The following is a 24,190-nucleotide window of genomic DNA, read 5'->3' as shown; positions in this document are numbered from 1 at the left end:
TCCGCCACCTAGAAACCGCCCATCGCCATGATGCCGAACACGATGACGCCCATCGCGCCGACAGCGATGCCGGCCCCGATGAGCCCGGCCCTCAGCGCCGATCTCGGCGGATCGATCAGCACGCCATCGCGATCCTCAACCGACGACGCCGCAGCCAACCGAGCCCGCCGCTTCGCTCGACCGCCCTCGGGCCGCACGGCGGACACCACCGGCCCGCGCACCGCACCGGCGGGCGCCGGGGGCGTCACCCAGGCCGACGCCACCGTGTCGAGCGGGGTGACATCCAAGCCGTACATGCGCTGCAAGCGCTGCAGAGCTTCTCCGAACGCGCGCATCGAGTCGAAGCGTTGCTCCGGCGCCTTCCCCATGGAGTGAGCGAGCACCGCGTCGAAGTGCTCGTAGCCCTGCGCACCCGGAATCGGCGTGTAGATGGCCTTCTTGATGCGCGAGCTCATCTTCGACTGGGTGTTCATGCTCCGCTCAGGAAGCTCGAAAGGCGCGTGACCCGCAGCAAACGTGTAGAGGGTGGCGCCCAGCGACCAGATCTCACTCGCCACCGTGCCGCCCTCGGTGCCCTCGAGCACCTCGGGAGCGGCCCAGGGCAGCGAGAACGCGTGGCGCGTTCCGGTGTCACCGCGCATCGTCGCAATACCGAAGTCGGCAAGCGCCGGACGCCCCGTCGTCGAAATGAGCACGTTCGACGGCTTGATATCTCGGTGCAGCACCCCCGCCTGGTGCGCAGTCTCGAGTGCACCGGCAAGGCGCACACCGACATCGAGCACTTCGGCCAGCCGTGCCGGTTTGCCCTTCGTGCGCGTACGCATCGAATCCGGACAGTATTCCATCGCAATGTACGGGCGGCCGTCGGTCGCGACGCTCGCCTGGAAGATGGAGACGATCGACGGGTGGCTCGACAGTCTGGCCATCGCATCCGCCTCGGCCTCGAACGCAGACCGCTCGGCGGGCGCCTGCAGATCTTCTTCGAGCACCTTGATCGCAACGACCCGTCGCGGCATGTCCTGCTCATAGAGGTAGACGTGCGCGAACCCTCCCGACCCCAGCGGTCGCACATATCCGAAGCCCGAGATCTGCGGCGGGGGCGACACCGCCGCCTTAGCCATCGGGCTGAACGGGCAGGATCGCTCGAGTGCCCGAAGCGGGGCCGACTTCGACGGCGCCACGCCCCTGGCGCGCATCGGAGCAGGTCGTGATCACGAAGCAAGCATAATACGCCAGATGTTCTCCTCATACCGCGAAGATCGACATTTCATACGCACGTCGCAGCGAAGTGCCTCCGACAACGACGGAACGGCCCCCGCCGAAGCGAGGGCCGTTCCGATGCGCTGTGCTGAGCCGAGAGCACGGCTCATACGGTCTTTACAGACCCGCGACGTCGAGCGGGATGCCCGGGCCGAACGTGGTCGACACGGCGCCCTTGATGACGTACTTGCCCTTCGAGGACGACGGCTTCAGACGCGAGATCTCGTCGAGCACCGAGGAGATGTTCTCCTGCAGCTGCTCAGCCGAGAACGAGGCCTTGCCGACGATGAAGTGCACGTTGGCGTGCTTGTCGACGCGGAACTCGATCTTGCCGCCCTTGATGTCTTCAACAGCCTTGGCCGTGTTGGGGGTGACGGTGCCGGTCTTCGGGTTCGGCATAAGGCCGCGGGGGCCGAGCACCTTACCCAGTCGTCCGACCTTGCCCATGAGCTCGGGAGTCGCGACGGCCGAATCGAAATCGGTGTAGCCGGCGGCCACCTTCTCGATCAGCTCGTCGCCACCGACCTCGTCAGCACCCGCAGCGATCGCGGCCTCGGCGGCCGGGCCCACTGCGAACACGATGACGCGCGCGGTCTTACCGGTGCCGTGCGGGAGGTTGACGGTGCCGCGGACCATCTGGTCCGCCTTGCGGGGGTCCACACCGAGCTTGACTGCGACCTCGACGGTCGAGTCGGTCTTGGTGGAACCGGTCTCCTTCGCCAGGGCGACGGCCTCAGCGGGAGTGTAGAACTTGCCTGCCTGAATCTTCTCGGCAGCGGCGCGGTACGCCTTCGACTTCTGTGCCATTGATCTGCCCCTTACTCGACCGTGATGCCCATGGAGCGAGCGGTGCCCGCGATGATCTTCGATGCCGCGTCCAGGTCGTTCGCGTTGAGATCGGCCTGCTTCTGCTCGGCGATCTGACGGACCTGCTCGGCGGTGACCTTCGCGACCTTGACGGTGTGCGGGGTGCCCGAGCCCTTCTGAACGCCGGCGGCCTTCTTGAGCAGCTCGGCGGCGGGGGGAGTCTTCAGGACGAAGGTGAACGAGCGATCCTCGTACACCGTGATCTCGACCGGCACGACGTTGCCGCGCTGCGACTCGGTCGCGGCGTTGTACGCCTTGCAGAACTCCATGATGTTGACGCCGTGCTGACCCAGGGCAGGACCCACGGGGGGTGCCGGGTTGGCGGCGCCGGCAGCGATCTGAAGCTTGATCAGACCGGTGACCTTCTTGGCCTTAGCCATAGTTGATTCCTCTCTTCGAACGCGCACGTGCTGCACGTGTTCTCCCGCTGCGCCGGCCGTTCCGACGTGCGGTGCAGTTCACGTTCCCACGACGATCGGCATGATGCTGACGCGCGTGAGACGCAAACCAGACAAGAATACCTGATCTCTGCGGGATCGGCATCCTGGAGTTCCGGTGGATCTCTGTCGCGATCCTCGGATCTCGTGCATACAATCGTTCGATGACGTTCTGAAATTTCTATATAGTAGTCACTGGAATTACTAACCCACGAAGGAGTGCGATGAGAACCTACGACCCGAAGACGTTCTTCCGGTTCCTCGGATTCGACCCCGGCGACCAGCAGTACGAGTGCCCCGACCTCGCGACGCTGAACGTCTACTGCCGCGGTGACCGCGACCAACTCACCCGGCTCGCCGGCGTCACCCCCTTCGAACTGACAAGCGATGTCTTCATGCTGACCGTGGCCGACTTCTCGAACTGCACGATGACGCAGGGCGGCTACTTCGACGGCGGGATGATCCTGCCCATCTCATACGGCGAGCACCGTGGCGGCAACTACTTCTTCGAGTTCGAGGATCAGCACTGGAGCACGGCTGCCGGTCGTGAACTGTGGGGATACCCCAAGCGCTACGCCAAGTTCTCACTCGAGACCACCGACAGCGGGGTTCGGGCGAAGATCTGGGACTACGACATGCCGATCCTCGATCTCGCACTCGACTTCGACGACAGCGTCACCGGCGAAGCCTGGAACGACGTCGACCTCACCCCCACCATTCAGGCTCGAGCAGTTCCCGAGGTCAACGGCCCGTCGTTCTCCCAGTTCGACATCGCGATGCGCAACACCGCAGCCAACTTCGCACTGAGGGAGCGTCGCCTCGGACGCGCACAGGCAACGATCGGAAAGATCGATGTCGGCTCAGATCTTCTCGACGGCCAACCGCTGCACGTACTCGAGGTGCTCGGTGGAGAGTACACCGTCGGCGACTTCGCAGCGACCGCGGCAAACGGCACCCCGGTGGTACTGGACTCACTCGTCAATCAGCCGGCCGACTGACGCCGACGGCATCGCCGAGCTCGCGTTGGCAGCGGCCTCCGAAACTTCTCCCGAATACAACGAACAGGAAACACACCATGTCACTTGCCTCACACAAGATCCGTCGCGTGCTCGCGTTCAGCGGCATCGCGGTCATCACCGCAGCGTCGCTCGCGGCCTGCTCCTCGGAAGGGGCCAGCAGCGACGGCGACTGCACTCCGGCTCACGAGTTCGAGACCATCAACCCCGGCGAGCTCGTCGTCGGCGCTTACGAGGTCGCACCCTACGTCGTCATCGAAGACGATGAGACGCTCTCCGGCTGGGAGGGCGACCTCATCACGAAGTTCGCCGACGAGAACTGCCTCGACCTCGTCGTGTCAGCGGCCGGTGGCGCCAGCGCCGTGATCCCCTCTGTGCAGAGCGGGCGCGCCGATGTCGGCATCACCGACTGGTACCGCACCAAGGAGCGAGCCAAGCTCGTGAACCTGAGCTACCCGCACTCGCTGGATCTCGCGGCGATCATCTCCAAGGATGGCCTCACGGTCGACGACCTCGAGGGCAAGAAGGTCTCTTCCGTGGCGGGCAACCTCTGGAATGACAGCCTCCAGAAGAAGTTCGGTGACAACTTCACCGTGTACCAAGACACGGAAGCCATCACCAAAGACCTCGAAGCAGGTCGCATCGATGCGATGATCGAATCCAAGTCGTCGGTCACCGCACGACTCGAGTCAACAGGCAGCGACCTGCAGATCGTCGAGATCGGGCCTCTCGACGGCGTTCCCGAGTTCGATCGCCCCGGCCAGACGACTTGGGTCACCTCACTCGACAACGACTCGATCGGCGAGGCACTCGACGCCACCATCAAGGGCTGGCACGAAGACGGCACCATCGAGCAGGCCTTCGAAGACTACGGTCTCGACCCCGAGCAGTCGAAGATCGACGAGGTCTGGGAACTCTAGGGCGCACTGAGCGCCGCGCTCGGGCAATCCTCACCGCGGCGGTCACGAGAACGGGCCGCGGATCCTTCGATCCGCGGCCCTATTCTCTTGGATCACCTGGCGCGCAACGGACGACCTCACGGGCCGGAAGACCAGCTACACCCTGGCCCTGCTCAGGCGTCGATGCCGCGCAGTTGCGAGAGTGCGTCTTCCGTGTCGCGGATCACATGCTCGCGCATCGCCTGCGCCGCACGATCTCCATCGCGTTCGACAATGGCGGTGACGATGTCGCGGTACGAGCTCACGTCATAGTCGCCCAGCGTGAAGGTGGCACCGGTGTTCGGCCGAGCACGATGGCAGTAGAACCAGATGCGCAGAGCATGCGCGAAGTGCCGGTTCAGGTCGGCGATCAGACTGGGGTTGCGCGTCTGAGCGTAAATCATGCGGTGGAGATCACGATCCATATCGGTGAACTGCATCTGAGCATCGAAGGTGTTCTGCGACGCGGCGAGCTGCTCGATCCCCTCGAGGTGCATTTGCAGGGCACGATGCTCCTCCGCCGTTCCGCGAGCCGCGGCAAGCCGCCCGGCCAACGGTTCGAGTTCGGTTCGAATCTCAAGCTGCCACTGCACGGCGTTGAGGCTCACCTCAGTGGTGAGGGTGCCGCGGCGGGGCAAGATCATGATCAGGCCGTCGTATTCGAGACGACGCAGAGCCTGTCGCGTAGGAGAGAGCCCGACTCCGAGCTCAGCACTCAGCTGCTTCTCGTCGAGCACTGAGAGCGGAGGGAAATCGAGGTGGACGATCCGCTGCCAGATCTCACGGTACGCCCGAGCGCCGAGGCTCTCACCGGAGGCCGCTGCTGCCACGCTGCATGTCCATTCTGTCGTTCACGGGGAATCTGATGCCCGCCGCTGACGGGGTCACGGCGATCCTCATTGTAGTGAAGCTATCCCACCGCCCGCCGTTCTTAAAAATGTAACAGATGAACAGAGTGAAATGTTAGACTGTTCGCACTTGCCATGACTCTGCACATCGGAGGATGTTCACACATGACTGCATCACCGCTCTACACATTGCAGACCCCCTCCTGGAGCCCCCTCGTCCCGGCCTGGCCCCTCCCGTTCCGCAACGCGAAGCGTATGACGACCCTCGTTCGGCTGCAGCCCGGGACAGCACGGAACCTCGTACCGGCACCACTCGAAGTCACCGGCGACTTCGCATACATCAACTGGCTCTCCTGGGACACGATCGAGAACGGTCGCCTGCTCTCCGGCTACAACACCTCCATCAACTTCCCGATTTCCTATCAGGGGCTGACCGCCAAGCACTGCAGCGTCGAGTACTTCAGTTACGACAGCGGGCTCGCTGCCGGGCGCGAGGACGTCGCCTTCCCGAAGAAGTCGGCCAGCATCGCCTGGACCGAGATCGACGGCAGGCACGAGATGCGCGCCTCTCGCGACGACGCCTTGATCTCGCAGCAGATCGCCGTCGTGAACCCAGACAGGCCTGCACCCGACTGGACCGCGGAGTACGGCGCACCCGACGTCTCGGACGGCATTATTCAGGTGCGGCGCTTCGGCCCCGCGCTTGACGGGCCGGCGACCCACGCGCAGGTTGAACAGGTCGTGCTCGGCGACTTCGAGGCGAGCATCGCACAGGAAGTCATTGTTGAACGTCTTGACTTCTTCGAGGCCCCTCGGGATACCTTCGCGCCCCTCGGAAACTTCGAGGTACTGGCCGGCAAGATCGAGGATCAGAACTTCGACATGCACCTGAACCGCGTCATCGACACCGTCGAGCTCTGAGCCGGAGCTTCCGCAAGCCTGCACCTCGCGCTCACTCCCTGATGAGGCATCCCTCCTGGGCTGGCTTCCCGCAGAGACGAGGGGACACCCTCGAGGGAACACCCGCGAGGGAAGAGTTTCTACGGTAAATCTGGGATAGATCAGCGATTATTCTTCCCTCGCCGAGGGTGCGCGAGCGGGAGAACGTGCCCCCGGACGCTCGCACTCGTTACGAAGTAGGCTGGGCAGTAGGCAGATCTATAGCCTTAGTCACCCGAAAGCGAGCATCATGACCGTGCGGCCAGCCTTCAAGCCCGAGACACTGTCACGACGCGACGCATCAGGGCAGATCGCTACGCAACTTCGTGCGGCAATTAACGAAGGCACCTGGCGCCCGGGTGAGCGCTTGCCGTCTGAGCAGGACTTTGCTGAGACCTTCGAAGTTTCTCGGGCTACGGCGCGAGAGGCGCTGAAACTCCTTGCAGCGACGGGCCTCGTCGAATCAGTTCGCGGCGGTCAAGGAGGAACCTTCGTCACCGTTCCGAGCGCGAATAAAGTAGCGGCTCAACTGGGCGACGCGATTCGGCTCTGGTATCGAACGGGCAATGTCACTCTGCAACAGGTTCGAGAGGCCCGTCAGGAACTGGAAACCATCAGCGTCGCGTATGCGGCGGAGCATCGTACTGACGAAGATATCCGGGCAATCCAGGCCACGATCGATACTGCGCGCGAACCCGGCGTCAGCGCTCAGGAGTGGTTCGATCTTGACGTTGCATTCCACACAGCCGTATCCCAGGCGACGAAGAATCCGATCATCGAGTTCGTGATGATGGCAATCCATCTCACTCGCCCGGCGGTCAATACGATCGTGATCGACACAGTGTCGCGCGACATCGTGCTCAACCAGCACCAGATGATCGCAGATGCCATCGCCGACCAGGATGCCTCGCGCGCCGTGGCGGCACTGGTGAAGCACGTCAAGTACAACGCTTCTGTCCAGGACGAGGCGCTCAAACAAAGAGATGTCGAGGATCTCCCCTTGTCCATCTTTCCACTCGAAGGCAAATAGACCCGCCGACAGCGGCGCCCTGCGCGGACGACCCTCGACGCCGAGATCTGCACAGCATCAAGGTCGTCCGCGCGGCTCACAGAGCTTCGACGAGAACTGCATTCGCCTCTACATCGTGAAACCGGTACCCAATAGCAGGATCGACCAAGCGATGCCGGTGACCAGCATGATGAGTATCGTGTACCCCAGTATCGCGCGTAGGCGCAATCCCGCCATTGCGAGCAGTGGAAGCGCCCAGAACGGCTGGATCATGTTCGTCAACTGATCACCGTACGAGAAGGCCATGATGGTTACTCCCGGGTCGACACCGAGTGCCGTACCCGCATCGAGCATGATAGGGCCCTGCACCGCGAACTGGCCGCCACCGCTCGGGATGAAGAAATTGACCATCGCCGCCGAGAGGAACGCGAAAAATGGGAAGGTCTCGAAGGTCGAGACCTGTACGAACCAATCAGTGATGACTGCGCCCAATCCGGTTCCGCCGATAATCCCCATGATTCCCGCGTAGATCGGGAACTGCAGCAAGATGTCGCTGACATTCGAAACAGACCTCTTCGCCAGGTTGGTGATCTCCTGAGGATTGGCCGCGAAGCACAGGGCGACGCCGAGAAGAATCCAGTTGACGATGTCCAACTCGACGGACCCTCCGTCGATGAAATATACGACGGCATACACCAGCAACGCCAACCCCGGGAGCAGGGTGATCAGCCTCGCACCGTCCAAACGCTCACCGAACGTCGACGGACGGAAGTCGTCTTCGGACGTCTCTGTAGAGAAATCACCGATAGCGTCGACCGGCTGATCACGCTTCGGCGCCATCAGGCCGATCGTGGCGCACACCACTGCGAATGTCAGCACGATAGCAATCAGATTCAGAGGGCTCAAGCTCGATTCGGCGAGCGGAACGGTGCGACCCAACGTTTCCTCGACAAAGCTGCCCTCCGTCGCGGCGGTGAGCGGAATCGCACCGAACGGCGCCATCTGAGAAGTCAGCATCACCATGTATGCGGCGGCGATCAGCAATGGGAAGTGCACTGGTTCGCCGCGCCTCTTCGATACTGCTGCGATCTCCTTCGAGATCAGTGCCGCAGCGACGAGCGCGACAGCCCAGTTGAGCATCGTCAGCGCCAGCGTTACGAAGGCGATGAAGACATACGGGAAGACGCGACCACGTGGAAACGACGCGAGTGCGACCAGCCCCCGCTTCACGATCCGGGTATTCGCGACCATACCGCCGAATAGCAGCATCAACGCCATCTGAGCCATGAACACGAGCAATCCGGCAAAGCCATCGCCCCAGCTGGTGATCACGTCCACCGGGCCCGACGGCGTCATCGTCAACGCCATCACCATGGCGATCATGGTAAGGACCAATGCGAAAACGAGTGGAGACGGGATCATCCGCTCCACGAATGAGTTCACTGATCGGAGCAGGCGCCCTCCGGTCGGCTTCTGTTGAGTTTCAGTTAACGTCATTGTTCTTCTCTCATATCCGGTTTCAATTGTTCACACAGTAAGAATCAGGCGTCGATCTCGAGGTCCTCGGCAGGCACCGCCTGGCAGGTCAGACATCCACTGTCGTCCTCGGGCTCGACATCGGGCGAGGAGTGGGTGACAGATCCCTTCAGCACACGTACGAAGCAGCTCTCGCACTGACCGACGCGGCATCCGCCCCGGATCGGGACCCCGTTGGTCTCCGCGAAATCGAGAAGAGTACCGTCCGTCACGGCCCACTCGATTTGCCGACCACTCTTCGCGAAACGCACTTTGAATCGCGCGCTCGGATCGAGGGCGCCTAACCCCCCGCCGCTCGAGAAGCGCTCCTCGAAAATCGCGAACGGGAGCACCCCTCGTTCCTCCAGCCCGCGTCGCATTTCGGACATCATCTGCTCAGTGCCGCACATGTAGAACCTGGCGTTCCGAGCGATCAGGTGCTCCGGCACTCCCTCGCTGGACACCCTCCCCAGGTGGTGGTAGTCCTGCCCCAGAACATCTCCCGGGCCGGGCCGACTGTAGTAGGTGTGCAGCGTGAGTCCGGGGAGCAGCGATTCGAGTTCGCCGAGTCGGTCTTTGAAGGCGTGGTGCTCGCTGTTGCGAGACGCGTAGAAGAGGTGCACCTCGGCATCGCTCTTCCGCCGCACCAGCGTTTCGAGATATCCGATGAATGGTGTGATGCCACTTCCGGTCGCGACCAGGCAGACCGGCAGATCCGCATCGATTGGAATCCGGAACTTGCCCTCCGGGGACTTCAGCGCGATCGTGTCTCCGACCGCGACGGCACTCGACAGTTTCTCTGAGAACTCGCCCATACCTTTGACCGTGATCCGGTAGCGATTTCCGTGCCCTTCGATCGGTCCGGAGAGCGAATAGGACCGCTGCACAACGTCTTCCGGATCACCGTCGAGGTCGGTTCGCACGGTGATGAACTGACCCGGAATGAACGGTGGTAACGGCTGGGCGTCGACAGGCTGCAGCAGCAGAGAGGTTGTGCCGTGAGCCTCCGAGGTCACTGAAACGACCCTCGCGTGCTTCCACCCTTCCCACCGCAGGTTTCCGGGCGTCTCGATCGGCCGTACCGCGCACTTCGACGACTTCAAAGGGAGCGAACCGCTGATCGGGTCGGCGGCCTCACCCGCGATGATTCTGTTGTAGCTGCTTCCCTCGTCGGCGAACGGGTCATACGATTCCAACCCGAGGTCGGCAGCCCCCTGCCACCACCCGAAACTCGAGGAGACCACTCCCGGATGAAGCGCCGCGTCGAGTTTCGCCTTGAGCCGCACCTTCGCGGTCGGCGTCGACACGACCACCCAGTCTCCGTCTCTGACCCTGCTCGCCTCAGCGGCATCAGGATGCATGAGTACGACCGGCTCAGGGATCTTCCGGCGCAGGCTCGAAATGCCTCGATCCTGCGTGTGGCGAAACTTGCTGAGTTTCCCGGAGGTCAGAACATAGGGATAGTCGTTGTCCGGAGTATCAGCCGGCTCCTTGTACTGGGGCAAGGGGTCGTAACCGTGCTCTTGGAATTGTTCCGAGTAGATCTCCACCCGCCGGGTTGGCGTGTCGAATCCCCTGATCCGTCCGTCTTGAGAGCGCTGCCGGTACTTCTCGTACTTCGTTTCGAGATCGAATGTGACGCCTTTGGGGCGCTCTCGAAGGTCCTCCACCGTAATGCCTAACGGTTCGATGACGTGATTCCAGGCCGCTTCGATCGACCCATCGAAGAACTCGTCGCCGAACCCCAGCCGGTTCGCGAGTTCGAAAACGATCTCGAGGTCTGAACGGGATTCTCCGCGAGGCGGGATCATGCGCTGTCGCAACTGAACATGCCCCTGCGCTTTCTGCGTGATCTCGAAGCCGGCCCGTAACCCCTCGCGCTCCCACGACGTATTCACTGGCAGCACGATGTCGGCCATCTCGGCAGTGGGATTCAGGAAGTAGTCGCAGTGCACCGCGAAGTCGAGTGCGGCGAGCGCCTTTCTCCCCCGCTCAACCCGTGGCTGCGAGAGCAGGATGTTCGCACCGAAGGTGAACAATGCACGGACTGGATAGGGCTGCGCTTCGAGGATCGCCTCATAAACATCAACCGCGCGAACCCAGCTGCGGTTTCCCGGTCCGAGCGGGCGCTCGGCGAGCCCGATCGCTTTCTGCTTCTGGGCCTCTGCAAGAAGATCGGGAGAGGAGACCGTACGCGTGCCGAGCGTTTCGAGCACGACGTTGCCGCCCTTGCGGTCGAAACACCCTGTGAGTGCATACAGCACCGCGATCGCACGCTCGGTCTGCGTTGCGTTCGTATGTTGCCCGACCCCCGACCACGTGTGGTATGCGATTCGGTCGGCCTGCCCGACTCGGGCCGCGAGCTCCTCGATGTTCGACTCCTCAACCCAAGTCGTACGCGCCACTCGCTCAACGGGCCACTGCGCGCAGAGGTCGGCGAGCATCTGGAATGCTGTTCGGCATTCGACCTCCACGCCACTCGCGAGCCTTACCGAACAGTGCCCAAGAAGCGAACTCGACGCACTCGCGATATCTGTCTCGGGATCCAGCAAGACAGGTTCTCCGTCTGCCCAGATGACGAACCGATCATCGTCCCAGCCGTTCAGATCGCGGCCCCGAAGGAAGTCGCCGTTGTCTTGTCGCACGAGATATGGGGCGTTCGTCCACTGCCGAACGAAGTCGGCGTCGTAGGCCTCATCACGTATCAGCAGGTTCGCGATGCCGAGGGCCAGCGCACCGTCGGTGCCGGGCCGCAAGCGAACCCACTGGTCGGATCCGAGCACGCTGCCTGTTCCTCGTGGGTCGATCGCCACGACTTGGGCGCCGCGCGCACGAGCGTCTCCGATCCGCGTAGCCTGAGCAAGCCAGGTCGTCGCCGGGTCGTGCCCCCAGAGCAGGATCAGGTCGGCATTGTCGTAGTCTGCTGCCGGAATTCCCACTCCGAAGGTGAAGGCGTGCGCATGGTCCTTGTGCCAGTTGCAGACCTCGGTGCCGGTGATGATGTTCGGGCTTCCGAACTTCCGGATGAACCGATCAATCCACTCGATGCTGTCGGAGAGGGAGGTCGCGCTCGGCGAGCTCAGGGAGAACGCGACGGCTTCGGGTCCGTGTTCACGTGCGATCGATCCCAGTCGATCAGCGATCTCGGACATCGCCTCGTCCCAGGAGATGCGCTCCCACCCGGGGTCGCTCGCCGTCTTCGGGCGTGTTCGACGCAACGGGTGGAGGATCCGCCGCGGACTATGGATCATTTCTGGCGCCGCACGACCCTTCGAGCACAGCGCCCCACCTGTGGGATGTTCTGAGTTCGGCTCAACCCCGCGCACCGTCCCACCCTCAACGATGTACGTCGCACCGCACCGCGAACGGCAGAGTGTGCAGAACCCCGGCTTGCGTTCGCCGCCTGGTTCTTCTGCTGCACTCATTCGGATTCGACCTCTCTGACTCGGTCGCGCCCCTTTGCAGTCAACGGCGACGCTCAGCCTCAGACACTCTATGTTCGATTGACGTTGATTGTCAAACATTGAACATCCATCCAAGTGATCGTTCGTCCCGCGCTCGACGTATTCCTCTCGCACTTGGATACCTCCCAAGGCCCCGTCGTCGATATCGGATGCGGCTCGGGACGCCTTCTTGCGCACGTACTCGAACGTCTGCCTGATGCTCAGCTGATCGGGCTGGCGCCCAGTGCTGCGATGCGCGCGCTTTCACTCGGACGGCTCAGCGCGAACCCGGCTTGGCGCGATCGAGTCACCGTCAGGCCCGAGGGTGCTCTGGAGGCTCCACTTCCGGAGCAGGTGAGCGGTGTCATCATGCTCGACGTCTTCGGGCACTTCGCAGCGTTCGAGCGTTCTGACCTCCTCAGGCGCCTCGCGGCGCGACTTCCCGTGAATGCACCTGTGCTGCTCGACCTGCAGCTCCCTGAGGAGCCCGAAGAGGTCGCCCGGTACCTGTTCGCAGACACCCATCTCGGCGAACTTCGATATCGGGGCTTCGCCGAGGGCAGCCCCACGGGAGAGCGATCAATGCTGTGGCGAATGACCTATCAGATCCTCGACGGAGATGCGGTGCTCGAGCAGAGCAAGGCGGAGAACATCTTCCACCATCCGCGCCACGGGTCACCGCACTTCGAGGTGCGAGCGGCGGAGGCAAGACCACGATCGCTCGCACGTTCGCCGGGTTCGCATCACTCGGGGCAGGCAGACTCGAGTTCCGCGGATCAGCACTTCCGAACATTCCGAGACACCGCACTCGTGCGCAGCGCCGGGCGATCCAGCTCGTCACCCAACACACGAGCAGTACGTTCAACCCGCGTCGCACGATCCGGCAATCACTGCTTGACGCGCGCCCCGAAATCGAGCCGAGCTCCCTGCTGAGCAGGCTGCATCTCGACCATGAGCTGCTCGACCGATTTCCGCACCAGCTGTCCGGGGGTCAGCAACAGCGTCTCGCCCTCCTGCGTGCACTCTCCGTCAGGCCGGACGTACTGATCCTCGACGAACCCGCATCAGCACTCGATCCCGAGACTTCGCAGCGTGTCCTCGCGACCATCCGAGGCATCGTCGACGAAGGAAGCGCCGTGCTGCTCATCACTCACGACGATGCGCCCAGGCACGAGATCATCGATGATGCTTTCGAACTCGCACGTGGATCGCTCGCGCGCACACAGCGTGCGCGCTGCGACAGAACCGGAAGTCGCTAAACGATCTTGGTGACCTGATCGAAGCTCAGCTCAACCGGAGTCTCACGCTCGAACAGCGAGACCAGCACCGTGAGCTTGCCGGCAGCAGGGTTGATCTCGCTGATGGTGCCCGGCAGGCCTTCGAAAGAGCCCGACTTGATCGTGATGGTCTCGCCGACCTCGAAGTCGATCTCGACGTTGCCGGCAGCTGCAGCGCCCGCTGCGGCCTTCGACTTCGCCGTCTCGGCGGGCTCGAGCTCGACGGTGCTCTTGAGCATCTCGAACGCCTCGTTGAAGCGCAGCGGCACCGGGTTGTTGGCGTTGCCGACGAAGCCCGTCACACCGGGAGTGTGGCGAACGACGCCCCAGGAGTGCTCATTGAGGCGCATGCGCACGAGCACGTAGCCCGGAATGCGCACGCGGGTGACCATCTTCCGCTGGCCGTTCTTGACCTCCATGACGTCTTCCATCGGCACCTGGATCTCGAAGATGTCGTCGACCGCGCCCATCGTCTCGCGACGGTTCCAGAGGTTCGACTTCACCTTGCGCTCGTAGCCGGCGTAGCTGTGCACGACGTACCACTTGCCCGGCTTGCGGCGCAGCTCGCGCTTGAACTCGGCGTAGGGATCCTCTTCCGCCGACTCTTCACCGGTCTCAGCTGCGGCCGAAGCGTCAGTGGCGTCTGCGGGGGCCTCCCCCGCAGTCTCGGGCGCATCCTCGGCGACAGCATCGGTCGCCGCGTCGTCCGACTGCGCGAGCGCGTCGAGCGCTGCGTCGAGGTCGGCCTCTGGAGTGTTGCTGTTCTCGCTCGTCATCTGACTTTCTGCTTTCTGTTGCTGGATCGGACCGGCTTGCGGAGCTGTCCGCATCGCTCGGTCGTCAGGCCAGCGGGGTTCCGAAGATGAAGAGGGTGAGCCAACCGAATGCCTGGTCGAGCACCCACACCAGCGCCATCATGATGACGACGAACGCCAGCACGACAAGGGTGAAATTGATGAGCTCCTTGCGGGTCGGCGTCACGACCTTCTTCAGCTCGGCAATAACCTGCTGAATGAACAGGATGAGGCGCCCGAACCACGACCGCTTCGCCGCGCTGTCAGCCTTGGCGCGCTCGACGAGACCGCCGCCGGTCTCTTCGATCTCGTTGCTGCTCACGCTGTGTCCTTTCAGTTGCTCCGCTGCGACGCGATCTCCTGCGTCCGTGCTCCTCGTGCACGTTGCGAGCGGTGCAGTGCACTCACCCCTCGCACGGAGTGGCAGGGCGGACAGGACTCGAACCTGCAACCTGCGGTTTTGGAGACCGCTGCGCTACCAATTGCGCCACCGCCCTAAGGAGGATCCCACCTGATTCTCCTGCCTTGTGGGCATAGAAAATCTTGGCAGAAGTCAACTACCGCGCATCACTCTACGCGATCAAGTTCCGCATGTCTAACCGAGCCCGCCTCAGTTTCACACGAGGATCACGGCCCGAGAAGCCCTCACGATTCCCGGTCAGGCCGCGGTCGAGTCAGCAGAACCCATGCCCTACAAGACCCCCTCTTCCCGTAGGCTTGAACTGTGAGCCAGAACGCACGTCTTTCGCAGAAGATCGCCGCCATCGCCGAGTCCGCGACCCTCAAGGTCGACGCCAAGGCCAAGTCGTTGCAGGCCGAGGGCCGTCCGGTCATCAGCTACGCAGCCGGCGAGCCTGATTTCCCGACTCCCCAGCACATTGTCGACGCTGCTCGCGCGGCCCTCGATGACCCGAAGAACTTCCGTTACTCCGCAGCGGCGGGCTTGCCCGAATTGAAGCAGGCGGTCGCCGAGAAGACCGCGCGCGATTCCGGCTGGGAGATCGCTCCGAATCAGGTCATCGTGACGAACGGCGGCAAGCAGGCCGTCTACCAGGCGTTCCAGGTGCTGCTCGATCCGGGCGATGAGGTCATCGTGCCGGCCCCGTATTGGACGACCTACCCCGAGGCGATCCAGCTCGCCGATGGTGTTCCCGTAGAGGTCTTCGCCGGGTCCGACCAGGGGTACAAGGTCACCGTCGACCAGCTCGAGGCCGCGCGTACCGAGCGCACGAAGGTGCTGCTCTTCGTCTCACCCTCGAACCCGACCGGCGCCGTCTACTCTCCCGAAGAGACGCGGGCCATCGGCGAGTGGGCCGAGGCCAACGGCCTCTTCGTGGTCTCCGATGAGATCTACCAGAACCTCGTGTACGACGGCGTACGCGCCGTTTCGATCGTCGAAGCCGTGCCGGCACTGCAAGATCGCACGATCCTCGTCAACGGTGTTGCCAAGACGTACGCCATGACCGGCTGGCGTCTCGGCTGGATGGTCGGCCCCGCCGACCTCATCAAGGGCGCCGCGAATCTCCAGTCGCACCTGTGCTCCAACGTCAACAACATCGCGCAGCGCGCCGCGATCGCCGCCCTCACCGGGCCGCAGCAGCCCATCGAAGACATGCGCCTCGCCTTCGATCGCCGTCGTAAGCTCATCGTCGAAGAGCTGAACCAAGTTCCGGGCTTCAACTGCCCGACTCCTGAGGGCGCCTTCTACGCGTACGTCGACGTCACCGGGGCGCTGGGGCGCGAGATTCGTGGCACCACACCGACGACCTCGCTCGAACTGGCCGATCTGATCCTCTCCGAGGCCGAGGTCGCCGCGGTTCCCGGCGAGGCGTTCGGTCCGAGCGGCTACCTGCGCTTCAGCTACGCGCTCGGCGACGAGGCTCTGGTCGAGGGCATTCAGCGCATTCAAGCGCTGCTCGGCGACTAGCAGAACTGAGCAATTCGCGCCTCTGCCCCTTCCAAGACAGGAGCGATAGGGTTCATCCGATGAAACGATTGCGGGTGCACCTGTCGCATCTGCTCCGCCAGATCGGAAAGAGGTACCTGTGAGCCCGATCACTCCCGTCGATACCCAGCGCTACGAATTGCGTGTACGCCACCTGACCGTGGCGCGCAGCGAAGAGGTCGCTCCGGCGATGCTCCGGGTGACTCTGACCGGTTCCGAGCTGGAGGGCTTCACAGCAGCCGGCCCGGCCGACCATGTCAAGGTGTTCTTCCCGCTCGCCGACGAGCACGGCGCACTCGGCGAGATCGTCGCGCCGCAAATCATTGACGGCCGACCAGTGCGCCCGGATGGCCCCGCCCCGATTGTGCGCGACTACACCCCGGCCGCGTTCCGTCCGGGCACCGCAGGCACCGACCCCGAGCTCGACATCGACTTCTTCACGCACGGCGACGGCGGCCCGGCCGTCAGGTGGGCGATCTCGGCGCAGCCGGGCGACCCGGCGGTCATCGCCGGCCCACGAGGATCGCACCTGCCACCCGAAGGCATCGAACGCGCCATCATCGTCGCCGACGAGACAGCGCTCCCCGCGGCACAGCGGTGGATCGCAACCCTCGGCGAGATCCCGACCGTCGGCCTGCTGAGCGTCTCCGACCCGGCGACCCGGGCGTACCTCGAGGCCGAAGATGGGGCGGCGAGCGGCGTCGGAACCGCCGAACTCCTCTGGTTCTCAGGCCCCTCCGCGGCGACCGACCTCGAGACCGCGTTGCGCGCCATCGAGATCGACGAGCACACGTTCGTGTTCCTCGCGGGCGAAGCCACCACTATCATGCCGCTGCGCCGCTACCTCCGTCGCGAGCTCGACCTGACGAAGCATCAGGTCGACGCCCACGGCTACTGGAAGCGCGGCGAGGCGAACCTCGACCACCACGCACCGCTCGATCCGTCGGATCCGGACTAGTCGGAGTCTCAGTTCGCTACGGCATACGGGGCCGCCTCCAGGTCCCTCGACGGCTGTTACCCTCGGGCGTATGGCCGTGCACTTCTTCACTGCGACAAGCCTCGACGGGTTCATCGCGACCCAGGATCACTCTCTTGAATGGCTGTTCAAGCAGGACTTCGATTGGGAAGCTCCGATGGCGGAGACGGCGTTCTTCGCAGGAGTCGGCGCGCTCATCATGGGCTCCTCGACCTACGAATGGATGCTGCGCAATCAAGAGACTTGGGCATTTGAGCAACCGGCTTGGGTGATGACCCACCGAGAGCTGGAAGCTCCGGATGGGGCAGACATACGCTTTGCCCAGGGCAATGCGGCGCAGATCTACCCCGATGTCGTCGAGGCCGCACAGGGCAAAGACATCTGGGTCATGGGTGGTGGCGACGTAGCAGGTCAGTTCGCTGATGCTGGACTACTCGACGAGGTCTGGGTGCAGTTCGCCCCTGTGGTGCTCGGGGCCGGTCGGCCACTGCTTCCTCGCCGTCTCCAGCTGGAACTCGTCGACACGGCACGCAACAGGGATTTCGTCTGTGCTCGCTATCGGGTGCTCCGCCCGTCCGAGAAGCGTTAGCCTCCGCTGCTCATCCTCGCTGGCTCTGCTCAGCCCTGCTTCATCACCTCGACCATCACGCACCGCTCGACCCGTCCGATCCGGACTGACCGGCGGGGCGTGCACGGCTCAGGCGTCGCCTGCGCCGATCGCCTCGGCCTCGCCGATCGCCGTCTCGTGCGGAGCCCCCACCCGGTGCAGCAAGCGGCCGACGCAGGCGAGCACGATGATGGACACGACGAGCGACGACGCTCCGACCCAGTAGGGTGCCGGAGCTCCGAGCCAGGCCGCGACGGGACCCGCGACGGCAGGGGCGATCGCCCCGCCGATGAAGCGCACCGCCGAGTAGGTTGACGAGGCGACATTGCGCGGCAGCTCCGTCGCCTCCATGACGGCCTCGGTCAGTGCAGTGTTCATGATGCCGAGCAGCAGTCCGCTGATGACGACGACCGCGATGAGGCCGGGCAGAGAACTCACGAGCACCCCGAGCAGCACGAGGCAGACGGTGAGACCCGTCAGCATCGTGAAGAGCACCGGGCGCAGGCCGAGGCGGCGCGTGAGCACCGGCGCGACGAGCACCGAAGTCACCGCGAGCGCCAGCCCCCAGCCGAAGAAGACAAGACCGAGCTCATGCGCTCCGAACTCGTGCATGCCTGCAGCTTTCGCAGCCGCTTCCATCGGGTACGGGCTGTAGGCGAGCAGCACGAAGAAGCCGAAGTTGTAGAAGAACGCGACCGAGGCGAGCGCGAGCAGTGCGGGGTTGCGGAGCGCTGTGAAGCTCGCCAGGAGCGATGGACGCCGGGCCCGCACGGCCGCACGCTCTTCGGCGGTCTGCTTCGGTGCCCGCAGGAGCACGAGAATCGCCACCAGTGCCACGGCCATGAGCGCCGCCGTGCCGAAGAAGGGACCGCGCCACGAGATCGATCCGAGCGCTCCGCCGACGAGCGGACCGACCGCCATACCGACACCGAGCGCGGCCTCGTAGAGCACGATGGCCTGACGAGATCCACCCGAGGCCGCACCGACGATCGCGGCGAGCGCCGTCGATATGAACAGCGCGTTGCCGAGTCCCCATCCGGCGCGATAGCCGATGATCTCGCCGACTGTTCCGGAGTCGCCGGCGCATGCGGCGAAGACGACGACCAGCACCAGGCCCGCGACGAGCGTCCACCGCACACCGATGAGCCCGGAGACCCAGCTCGTGAAGAACATCGCGATACCTGTGATGAAGAGGTAGCTCGTGAAGAGCAGCATGGTCTGGCTCGGGGTGGCGCCGAGGTCATGGCTGATGGCGGGCAGAATCGGGTCGACGAGGCCGATACCCATGAAGGAGATCGCGCAGGCGAACGCGATCGCCCAGACCGCGGTCGGTTGGCGCAGGATCGACGGCTTCTTCGGCGGCCTGACCGGTGACCCGACAATGACCGGTTGCGAAGCGGTTCCTGGCGTTGGGGCTGTCTGCGTACTCGTAATAGCTCCTGTCGTCTTGCATGGTGGGAAGGTTCTTCATCAATGGGTCGCACTTTGCTGCTTCAGCAGGGGAATAACTGCAAAATGCAACCCATTGCTCTCAGGTGGAGGCGCTGCGGCGGGGTCGACGGCGGCTGAGGGCGCGGGCGCGGGGTCGTTCGCGTCACCTACTCGATGTCGCTCAGTCGCTGCATGAGCTCGGACGCGCGAGCGAGTGTTGCCCGATCGGCCTCGTCGAGGCCGGCCAGCAGCGGCACGATGCGGGCAGCCGCTGCGCGGCGGTAGTCGTGCAGCGCGGTGCTCCCGGCCTCGGTGAGACGCACGAGAATTGCGCGACCGTCACTCGCATCGGGCTCGCGCGCGACCCAACCCTCGCCTTCGAGACGCTGCACGAGCGAAGTCATTGTCGGCTGTGCCACGCGCTGCTGCTGCGCCAACTCGCTGATGCGGGCCGGACCCGCGTACTCGAGGTCGGAGAGCACGCGCCAGGCAACCGACGAATAGGTCACACCGGGCACCCGCCCCACCGTCCGCGTGAAGCGGGAGGCGGAACGCAGCAGCTCGACGGCAGCATCGTCGGCGCTCGCGTCGGCGCCGTCGGCGTCTGGTCGATCCTGATCACTCACACGAACAGGGTAGCTCAAACTGCATAGTATATCTATGTAAATGTTCGCACACCTGCTGCGCCCGAGAATATTCCCATTGACAGGCATGCTCGTTCTTTTACAAGCTTGAGGCACCGAGCGAGCAAAGGGGCCCCTCATGATCTTCGTCAACCTCACCACAACCGACCTCGAACGCAGCAAGGCCTTCTACACCGCCCTCGGCTGCGACATCAATCCGCTCTTCACCGATCAGAACGCGGCCTGCATCGTGTGGGACGAAAGCACCTTCTTCATGGTGCTCACCCACGAGCACTTCGCACAGTTCACCGACAAACCGATCGCCGATCCGCGCGAGGGCGCCCAGGTGATCGTGGCGTTCACCCGCGACTCGCGGGAGCACGTCGACGCGACGGTCGACGCCGGTCTCGCCGCCGGCGGCGCGGCGCCGCGCGACCCCGTCGACTACGGGTTCATGTACCAGCGCGCCATCGAGGATCCCGCCGGCAACATCCTGGAGTTCACCTATATGGAGCCGCAGGCCGCCGAGCAGGGCCCAGGTGCCTACGGCGAGGAACATGGACCGGGGCCCGACCCCGTCCCCGGCACCTGATACGGCGTCCCGCCCTTCGACGAACCTCAGGGCCGATCCAGCCGAACGGAGCAATGATGCCTGAGAACACTGCACGAGGTCGCATCGTGATCGACCTCTTCACCACACTGGACGGGGTCGCCCAGGCCCCCGGAGGCCCCGAGGAGGATCCGAGCGACGGCTTCCGCTTCGGGGGCTGGCAGGCACCGCACCCCGACGACATGGTCGGCCGCACCATCATGGAGGGTATGCACAGCATGGACGCTCTCCTGCTCGGGCGCCGCACCTACGATATCTTCGCGGGATACTGGCCCCGGCACGGCGACAGCGAGGTTGGCCGAGTGCTGAACCGGATTCCCCGCTACGTCGCCTCGCGCGACAGCGGGATGCGGCTCGATTGGCCGGGCAGCACGAGGGTCGGCGACGCGCTCGCCGCCGAAATCGCCGGCCTGCGCGAACAGCACGAAGAGGTGCACGTGATCGGCAGCCTCGACCTCGTGCAGACCCTCGTCGCCGAGCGCATCTGGGGCTCATCCGACGCCGACGAGATGCGGCTCTGGGTATATCCCGTCGTACTCGGAGAGGGGCGCCGGATCTTCCCCGCGGGCGCCGCGCCCTCGAACCTCCACCTCATCGAACCTCCCGTCTCCGGGAGCGCCGGCGCGGTGCTGCTGCGCTACGCGTCGCTGCCCGGGGAGCCCGAGATCGGCATCGTGGACGACTCGGGCCCCGACTCGTCCGAGGCCTGAACGCGCAAGCGTCCCGGCCACCGCGGTCACTACCGCAGCCGCGGTCGTCGCCGTGCGAGCATGCGAGGGTTCGAGACGGGGCGCAGCCGCACGCTGCGCCCCGTCCGCAGGCTCATCTACTCCGCGACGAAGTACAGGCGCTTGTTTGCGAACTCACCGATGCCGAGCGGCCCCATCTCGCGACCGAAGCCGGAGCGCTTGACGCCGCCGAAGGGCATCTCCGCGGCCTCCGCGGCGATGATGTTCACGTGCGACATGCCGACCTCGAGACGCGAGGCGACACGCGCTGCACGAGCCTCATCGGTCGAGAACACCGAGCCGCCGAGACCGAGCGCGCAGTCGTTCGCCAACTCGAGAGCTTCCTCGTCGCTCGACACCTTGTAAACGGTGGCAACCGGCCCGAAGATCTCCTCGCGGTACGAGTCAGAGTCGCGCGGCACTCCGGTGAGCACGGTCGGCGAATAGTACGCTGCGGGCCCTTCGGACAACACACCACCGGCCTCGACAGTCGCTCCTTCAGAGACCGCCTTGCGCACCTGCGCGTCGACCGTCTCCGCGGCGGAGCGGCTCGACATCGGGGCGTACTCACCCTCGCCGAGATCCAGCTGATCGCCGGGCCGCAGGCCATCGGCGAGCTGCTTCAGCGCTTCCACGAACTCATCGTAGATGTCGTCCATGACGATCAACCGTTTGTTCGAGTTGCAGACCTGGCCGACGTTGTAGACCCGGAAGTCCCAGGCCTCCTTGGCCACAGCTGCCACATCGTCGGCGTCGAGCACGACCATCGGGTCGATGCCGCCCAGTTCGAGCACGCACTTCTTGAGGTGCCGACCGGCCTGCTCGCCGATCAGGGCACCGGCGCGCTCCGAGCCGGTGAGCGACACGCCCTGCACGCGCGGGTCGGCGATGATCGTCTCGATCTGGCTGTGCGATGCGAACACGTTCTGGTAGCCACCGACCGGTACGCCCGCCTGCTCGAAGATCTCTTGCATCGTGAGCGCCGAACGCGCGCAGATTCCCGCGTGCTTCAGCAGAATCGTGTTGCCGAGCAGCAGGTTCGGCGCCGCGAAGCGCGCCACCTGGTAGTACGGGAAGTTCCACGGCATCACGCCGAGCAGCACGCCCACGGGCAGTTGCTGAATGTAGGCCTTGCCCGGAATGGTGCTCGGGATCTCGTAATCGGTGATCAGCGAGGGGCCGTGCACCGCGTAGTACTCGATGATGTCTCGCGCGAACTCGACCTCGTCGATCGACTCGGCGATGGTCTTCCCCATCTCGAGCGCGATGAGCCGAGCGAGTTCGTCCTTGCGCTCCTCGAAGATCTCGGCCGCGCGCTTCACGACGACGGAGCGCTCTTGCACGCTCTTCTCGCGCCACTCGCGGTAAACGGCATCGGCGTCGGCGACCGCCTGCTCGATCTGCGCGTCACTCGCCTCCTCGAAGCTCTCGAGGATCTCTCCGGTTGCGGGGTTCTGAACCCGGTACTTCGACATGATGCTCCCTTACTTTCCGGTGTAGTAAGTATCGGCGACGTCGAGCGCCCCGTCGATGAGGTCGAGACCCGCGTTCAGGTCATCCTCAGAGATGACGAGCGGCGGAGCGATCTGCAGACGGTTGCCCGCAGCGAACGGCCAGAGGCCGGCCTGCTTGCACGCGGCGATGACCGAGCCGTACGCATCGCCGGTGAGCGGCTCGCGGGTCTCGCGGTCGGTGACGAGCTCGAGCGCCCAGAAGAGGCCGGTGCCGCGCACCTCACCGATCGCCGGATGCTTCTCAGCGAGCTCGCGCAGTCGCGGCTCGACGACACGGGAGCCGAGATCGCGCACCCGCTCGATGATGCCTTCCTGCTCGAAGATGTCGAAGGTTGCGATGCCCGCAGCGCAGCCGAGCGGGTGACCCGAATAGGTCAGGCCTCCCGGGAACGGCTTTTCGACGAAGGAGTTGTGGATCGCCTCGGAGATCACGACGCCGCCGAGCGGCACGTACCCCGAATTGACGCCCTTCGCGAAGGTGACGAGGTCAGGCGCGACGTTCCAAGCGTGGAAGGCGAACCACTCACCGGTGCGACCGAAGCCGGCCATCACCTCGTCGCAGATCATCATGATGCCGTACTTGTCGCAGAGCTCCCGCACGCCCGCGAGATAGCCGGGCGGCGGTACGAAGATGCCGTTGGTGCCGGTGACCGTCTCGAGGATGATCGCCGCGATCGTGTCGGGGCCTTCGAGCTGGATCGTGTGCTCGAGGTGGGTGAGCGCGCGCTCGGCCTCCTGTTCCGGTGTCTCGGCATAGAACTCGGAACGGTACTGGTAGGGCCCGAAGAAGTGCACGACGCCCGCGTCGGGGGTGCCGTTCGCCCAGCGACGCGATTCGCCGGTCAGTGTGATCGCCGTTGCGGTCGAGCCGTGGTACGAGCGGAAGCGCGCGAGCACCTTCTGCCTGCCGGTGTGCTGGCGCGCCATGCGCACGGCGTACTCGTTGGCCTCGGCGCCGCCGTTGGTGAAGAACACCGAACGAGCTCCGTCGAACGCCTTCTCGACGATGCGCTTGGCGAGCTCGCCCCGCACGTCGTTCGCGACTGCAGGCTGGATTGTTGCGAGGCGTCCGGCCTGATCCTGAATCGCCTGGACGAGACCCGGATGCTGGTGGCCGAGATTGAGGTTCACGAGCTGCGAGGAGAAGTCGAGGTACTCCTTGCCGTCGTAGTCCCAGAAGCGCACGCCCTCGCCCTTGGCGACAGGCAGCGGGTCGATCTTGCCCTGCGCCGACCACGAGTGGAAGACGTAGTTGCGATCGTTCTCGTACACCTCGCGCTTCGCGGCGTCGTCGCCGAAGCTGCGCTCGGTGCCGGTGAAGTCGATGTAGTCAGACATCTGGCGTTCCTGCTCTTTCTGAGAGTGTGTGCGGGAGAACCGGGGGACCGCACGGACCGAAGCCCGCGCGGTCCC

22 protein-coding genes, 1 tRNA gene and 2 pseudogenes are annotated in these 24,190 nt (G+C 64.3%); 11 read left to right on the top strand and 14 right to left on the bottom strand.

Going from position 1 to position 24,190, the window contains the following annotated elements; translation table 11 throughout:
* Positions 1-8: 8 nt before the first annotated feature.
* From ACUYV6_RS01855 to rplK, 3 genes are all read right to left on the bottom strand, one after another.
* Positions 9-1,121, bottom strand: a complete 1,113-nt coding sequence (locus ACUYV6_RS01855; RefSeq protein WP_449276939.1) for a serine/threonine-protein kinase — start codon at positions 1,119-1,121, stop codon at positions 9-11.
* Between the two features lie 256 nt (positions 1,122-1,377).
* Positions 1,378-2,067: a 50S ribosomal protein L1 gene (gene rplA, locus ACUYV6_RS01850; protein WP_449276938.1), complete on the bottom strand. Its 690-nt coding sequence runs from the start codon at positions 2,065-2,067 to the stop codon at positions 1,378-1,380.
* Between the two features lie 11 nt (positions 2,068-2,078).
* Positions 2,079-2,507 (bottom strand): 50S ribosomal protein L11, encoded by a 429-nt coding sequence (gene rplK, locus ACUYV6_RS01845; RefSeq protein ID WP_119073702.1) that lies wholly within the window; start codon positions 2,505-2,507, stop codon positions 2,079-2,081.
* Positions 2,508-2,788: 281 nt separating this feature from the next.
* Here rplK and ACUYV6_RS01840 point away from each other — a divergent pair, with 281 nt between their 5' ends.
* Entirely contained in the window at positions 2,789-3,562 is a 774-nt protein-coding gene (locus tag ACUYV6_RS01840) for an acetoacetate decarboxylase family protein (RefSeq protein WP_449276937.1), read from the top strand.
* A 77-nt stretch (positions 3,563-3,639) separates the two neighbouring features.
* Complete coding sequence (locus tag ACUYV6_RS01835; RefSeq protein ID WP_449276936.1) at positions 3,640-4,500, top strand: substrate-binding periplasmic protein; 861 nt, start codon at positions 3,640-3,642, stop codon at positions 4,498-4,500.
* Positions 4,501-4,652: 152 nt separating this feature from the next.
* Here the strand turns inward: ACUYV6_RS01835 and ACUYV6_RS01830 are convergent, their stop codons facing one another.
* On the bottom strand, positions 4,653-5,348 hold the full coding sequence (locus ACUYV6_RS01830; RefSeq protein ID WP_449276935.1) for a GntR family transcriptional regulator: 696 nt from the start codon (positions 5,346-5,348) through the stop codon (positions 4,653-4,655).
* A 183-nt stretch (positions 5,349-5,531) separates the two neighbouring features.
* On the opposite strand from ACUYV6_RS01830, the gene ACUYV6_RS01825 reads away from it, so the two are divergent.
* Both ACUYV6_RS01825 and ACUYV6_RS01820 read left to right on the top strand, forming a co-directional pair.
* Positions 5,532-6,287: an acetoacetate decarboxylase family protein gene (locus tag ACUYV6_RS01825; protein WP_449276934.1), complete on the top strand. Its 756-nt coding sequence runs from the start codon at positions 5,532-5,534 to the stop codon at positions 6,285-6,287.
* 268 nt (positions 6,288-6,555) lie between these two features.
* Entirely contained in the window at positions 6,556-7,335 is a 780-nt protein-coding gene (locus tag ACUYV6_RS01820; protein ID WP_449276933.1) for a FadR/GntR family transcriptional regulator, read from the top strand.
* A 108-nt stretch (positions 7,336-7,443) separates the two neighbouring features.
* On the opposite strand, the gene ACUYV6_RS01815 is transcribed toward ACUYV6_RS01820, so the two are convergent.
* The 3 genes and pseudogenes from ACUYV6_RS01815 to ACUYV6_RS01805 all read right to left on the bottom strand — a co-directional run.
* Positions 7,444-8,811: a TIGR00366 family protein gene (locus tag ACUYV6_RS01815; protein ID WP_449276932.1), complete on the bottom strand. Its 1,368-nt coding sequence runs from the start codon at positions 8,809-8,811 to the stop codon at positions 7,444-7,446.
* A 44-nt stretch (positions 8,812-8,855) separates the two neighbouring features.
* Complete coding sequence (locus ACUYV6_RS01810; protein WP_449277142.1) at positions 8,856-12,080, bottom strand: molybdopterin-dependent oxidoreductase; 3,225 nt, start codon at positions 12,078-12,080, stop codon at positions 8,856-8,858.
* 3 nt (positions 12,081-12,083) lie between these two features.
* A pseudogene (locus ACUYV6_RS01805) lies at positions 12,084-12,254 on the bottom strand (hypothetical protein); the annotation flags it as partial.
* A 114-nt stretch (positions 12,255-12,368) separates the two neighbouring features.
* Here ACUYV6_RS01805 and ACUYV6_RS01800 point away from each other — a divergent pair.
* Both ACUYV6_RS01800 and ACUYV6_RS01795 read left to right on the top strand, forming a co-directional pair.
* Positions 12,369-12,740 (top strand): annotated as a pseudogene (locus ACUYV6_RS01800) (class I SAM-dependent methyltransferase); the annotation flags it as partial.
* 119 nt (positions 12,741-12,859) lie between these two features.
* A complete protein-coding gene (locus ACUYV6_RS01795; protein WP_449277141.1) occupies positions 12,860-13,531 on the top strand; it encodes an ATP-binding cassette domain-containing protein in 672 nt (223 codons plus the stop codon).
* On the opposite strand, the gene nusG is transcribed toward ACUYV6_RS01795, so the two are convergent.
* The 3 genes from nusG to ACUYV6_RS01780 all read right to left on the bottom strand — a co-directional run bounded on the left by nusG (position 13,528) and on the right by ACUYV6_RS01780 (position 14,840).
* Positions 13,528-14,325: a transcription termination/antitermination protein NusG gene (nusG, locus tag ACUYV6_RS01790; protein ID WP_449276931.1), complete on the bottom strand. Its 798-nt coding sequence runs from the start codon at positions 14,323-14,325 to the stop codon at positions 13,528-13,530. The genes ACUYV6_RS01795 and nusG overlap by 4 nt on opposite strands.
* Positions 14,326-14,389: 64 nt before the next feature.
* Positions 14,390-14,665: a preprotein translocase subunit SecE gene (secE, locus tag ACUYV6_RS01785; protein ID WP_449276930.1), complete on the bottom strand. Its 276-nt coding sequence runs from the start codon at positions 14,663-14,665 to the stop codon at positions 14,390-14,392.
* 99 nt (positions 14,666-14,764) lie between these two features.
* Positions 14,765-14,840: transfer RNA gene (locus ACUYV6_RS01780), tRNA-Trp, on the bottom strand.
* A gap of 227 nt (positions 14,841-15,067) precedes the next feature.
* On the opposite strand from ACUYV6_RS01780, the gene ACUYV6_RS01775 reads away from it, so the two are divergent.
* The 3 genes from ACUYV6_RS01775 to ACUYV6_RS01765 all read left to right on the top strand — a co-directional run bounded on the left by ACUYV6_RS01775 (position 15,068) and on the right by ACUYV6_RS01765 (position 17,853).
* Complete coding sequence (locus tag ACUYV6_RS01775; RefSeq protein WP_449276929.1) at positions 15,068-16,270, top strand: pyridoxal phosphate-dependent aminotransferase; 1,203 nt, start codon at positions 15,068-15,070, stop codon at positions 16,268-16,270.
* 118 nt (positions 16,271-16,388) lie between these two features.
* Positions 16,389-17,246: a siderophore-interacting protein gene (locus ACUYV6_RS01770; protein ID WP_449276928.1), complete on the top strand. Its 858-nt coding sequence runs from the start codon at positions 16,389-16,391 to the stop codon at positions 17,244-17,246.
* Positions 17,247-17,316: 70 nt separating this feature from the next.
* Positions 17,317-17,853, top strand: a complete 537-nt coding sequence (locus ACUYV6_RS01765) for a dihydrofolate reductase family protein (protein WP_449276927.1) — start codon at positions 17,317-17,319, stop codon at positions 17,851-17,853.
* Positions 17,854-17,961: 108 nt separating this feature from the next.
* Here ACUYV6_RS01765 and ACUYV6_RS01760 read toward each other — a convergent pair whose 3' ends face one another.
* A complete protein-coding gene (locus tag ACUYV6_RS01760; protein WP_449277140.1) occupies positions 17,962-19,254 on the bottom strand; it encodes an MFS transporter in 1,293 nt (430 codons plus the stop codon).
* Positions 19,255-19,469: 215 nt separating this feature from the next.
* A complete protein-coding gene (locus ACUYV6_RS01755) occupies positions 19,470-19,928 on the bottom strand; it encodes a MarR family winged helix-turn-helix transcriptional regulator (protein WP_449276926.1) in 459 nt (152 codons plus the stop codon).
* Positions 19,929-20,064: 136 nt separating this feature from the next.
* Between ACUYV6_RS01755 and ACUYV6_RS01750 the strand changes: the two genes are divergently transcribed.
* Positions 20,065-20,517, top strand: coding sequence for a VOC family protein (locus tag ACUYV6_RS01750; protein ID WP_449276925.1), 453 nt, complete (start codon positions 20,065-20,067; stop codon positions 20,515-20,517).
* A gap of 56 nt (positions 20,518-20,573) precedes the next feature.
* Positions 20,574-21,245 (top strand): dihydrofolate reductase family protein, encoded by a 672-nt coding sequence (locus ACUYV6_RS01745; RefSeq protein WP_449276924.1) that lies wholly within the window; start codon positions 20,574-20,576, stop codon positions 21,243-21,245.
* Positions 21,246-21,361: 116 nt separating this feature from the next.
* On the opposite strand, the gene ACUYV6_RS01740 is transcribed toward ACUYV6_RS01745, so the two are convergent.
* Complete coding sequence (locus ACUYV6_RS01740) at positions 21,362-22,738, bottom strand: NAD-dependent succinate-semialdehyde dehydrogenase (RefSeq protein WP_449276923.1); 1,377 nt, start codon at positions 22,736-22,738, stop codon at positions 21,362-21,364.
* Positions 22,739-22,747: 9 nt separating this feature from the next.
* Positions 22,748-24,115 (bottom strand): aminotransferase class III-fold pyridoxal phosphate-dependent enzyme, encoded by a 1,368-nt coding sequence (locus tag ACUYV6_RS01735; RefSeq protein WP_449276922.1) that lies wholly within the window; start codon positions 24,113-24,115, stop codon positions 22,748-22,750.
* Positions 24,116-24,190 lie beyond the last annotated feature (75 nt).

The sequence above is a fragment of the Leucobacter sp. GX24907 genome (genome assembly GCF_053567335.1).
The sequence above is the reverse complement of the archived record's forward strand: the minus strand, read 5'-3'. Positions and strand labels throughout refer to the sequence as shown.

Bases quoted from the DNA above. Each gene is read 5' to 3' on its own strand.
- ACUYV6_RS01815 (WP_449276932.1), bottom strand. From the start codon at position 8,811: ATGACGTTAACTGAAACTCAACAGAAGCCGACCGGAGGGCGCCTGCTC.
- ACUYV6_RS01745 (WP_449276924.1), top strand. From the start codon at position 20,574: ATGCCTGAGAACACTGCACGAGGTCGCATCGTGATCGACCTCTTCACC.
- ACUYV6_RS01735 (WP_449276922.1), bottom strand. From the start codon at position 24,115: ATGTCTGACTACATCGACTTCACCGGCACCGAGCGCAGCTTCGGCGAC.
- nusG (WP_449276931.1), bottom strand. From the start codon at position 14,325: ATGACGAGCGAGAACAGCAACACTCCAGAGGCCGACCTCGACGCAGCG.
- ACUYV6_RS01765 (WP_449276927.1), top strand. From the start codon at position 17,317: ATGGCCGTGCACTTCTTCACTGCGACAAGCCTCGACGGGTTCATCGCG.
- ACUYV6_RS01810 (WP_449277142.1), bottom strand. From the start codon at position 12,080: ATGATCCATAGTCCGCGGCGGATCCTCCACCCGTTGCGTCGAACACGC.
- ACUYV6_RS01840 (WP_449276937.1), top strand. From the start codon at position 2,789: ATGAGAACCTACGACCCGAAGACGTTCTTCCGGTTCCTCGGATTCGAC.
- ACUYV6_RS01825 (WP_449276934.1), top strand. From the start codon at position 5,532: ATGACTGCATCACCGCTCTACACATTGCAGACCCCCTCCTGGAGCCCC.
- rplK (WP_119073702.1), bottom strand. From the start codon at position 2,507: ATGGCTAAGGCCAAGAAGGTCACCGGTCTGATCAAGCTTCAGATCGCT.
- rplA (WP_449276938.1), bottom strand. From the start codon at position 2,067: ATGGCACAGAAGTCGAAGGCGTACCGCGCCGCTGCCGAGAAGATTCAG.
- ACUYV6_RS01820 (WP_449276933.1), top strand. From the start codon at position 6,556: ATGACCGTGCGGCCAGCCTTCAAGCCCGAGACACTGTCACGACGCGAC.
- ACUYV6_RS01855 (WP_449276939.1), bottom strand. From the start codon at position 1,121: ATGGCTAAGGCGGCGGTGTCGCCCCCGCCGCAGATCTCGGGCTTCGGA.
- ACUYV6_RS01750 (WP_449276925.1), top strand. From the start codon at position 20,065: ATGATCTTCGTCAACCTCACCACAACCGACCTCGAACGCAGCAAGGCC.
- ACUYV6_RS01835 (WP_449276936.1), top strand. From the start codon at position 3,640: ATGTCACTTGCCTCACACAAGATCCGTCGCGTGCTCGCGTTCAGCGGC.
- ACUYV6_RS01740 (WP_449276923.1), bottom strand. From the start codon at position 22,738: ATGTCGAAGTACCGGGTTCAGAACCCCGCAACCGGAGAGATCCTCGAG.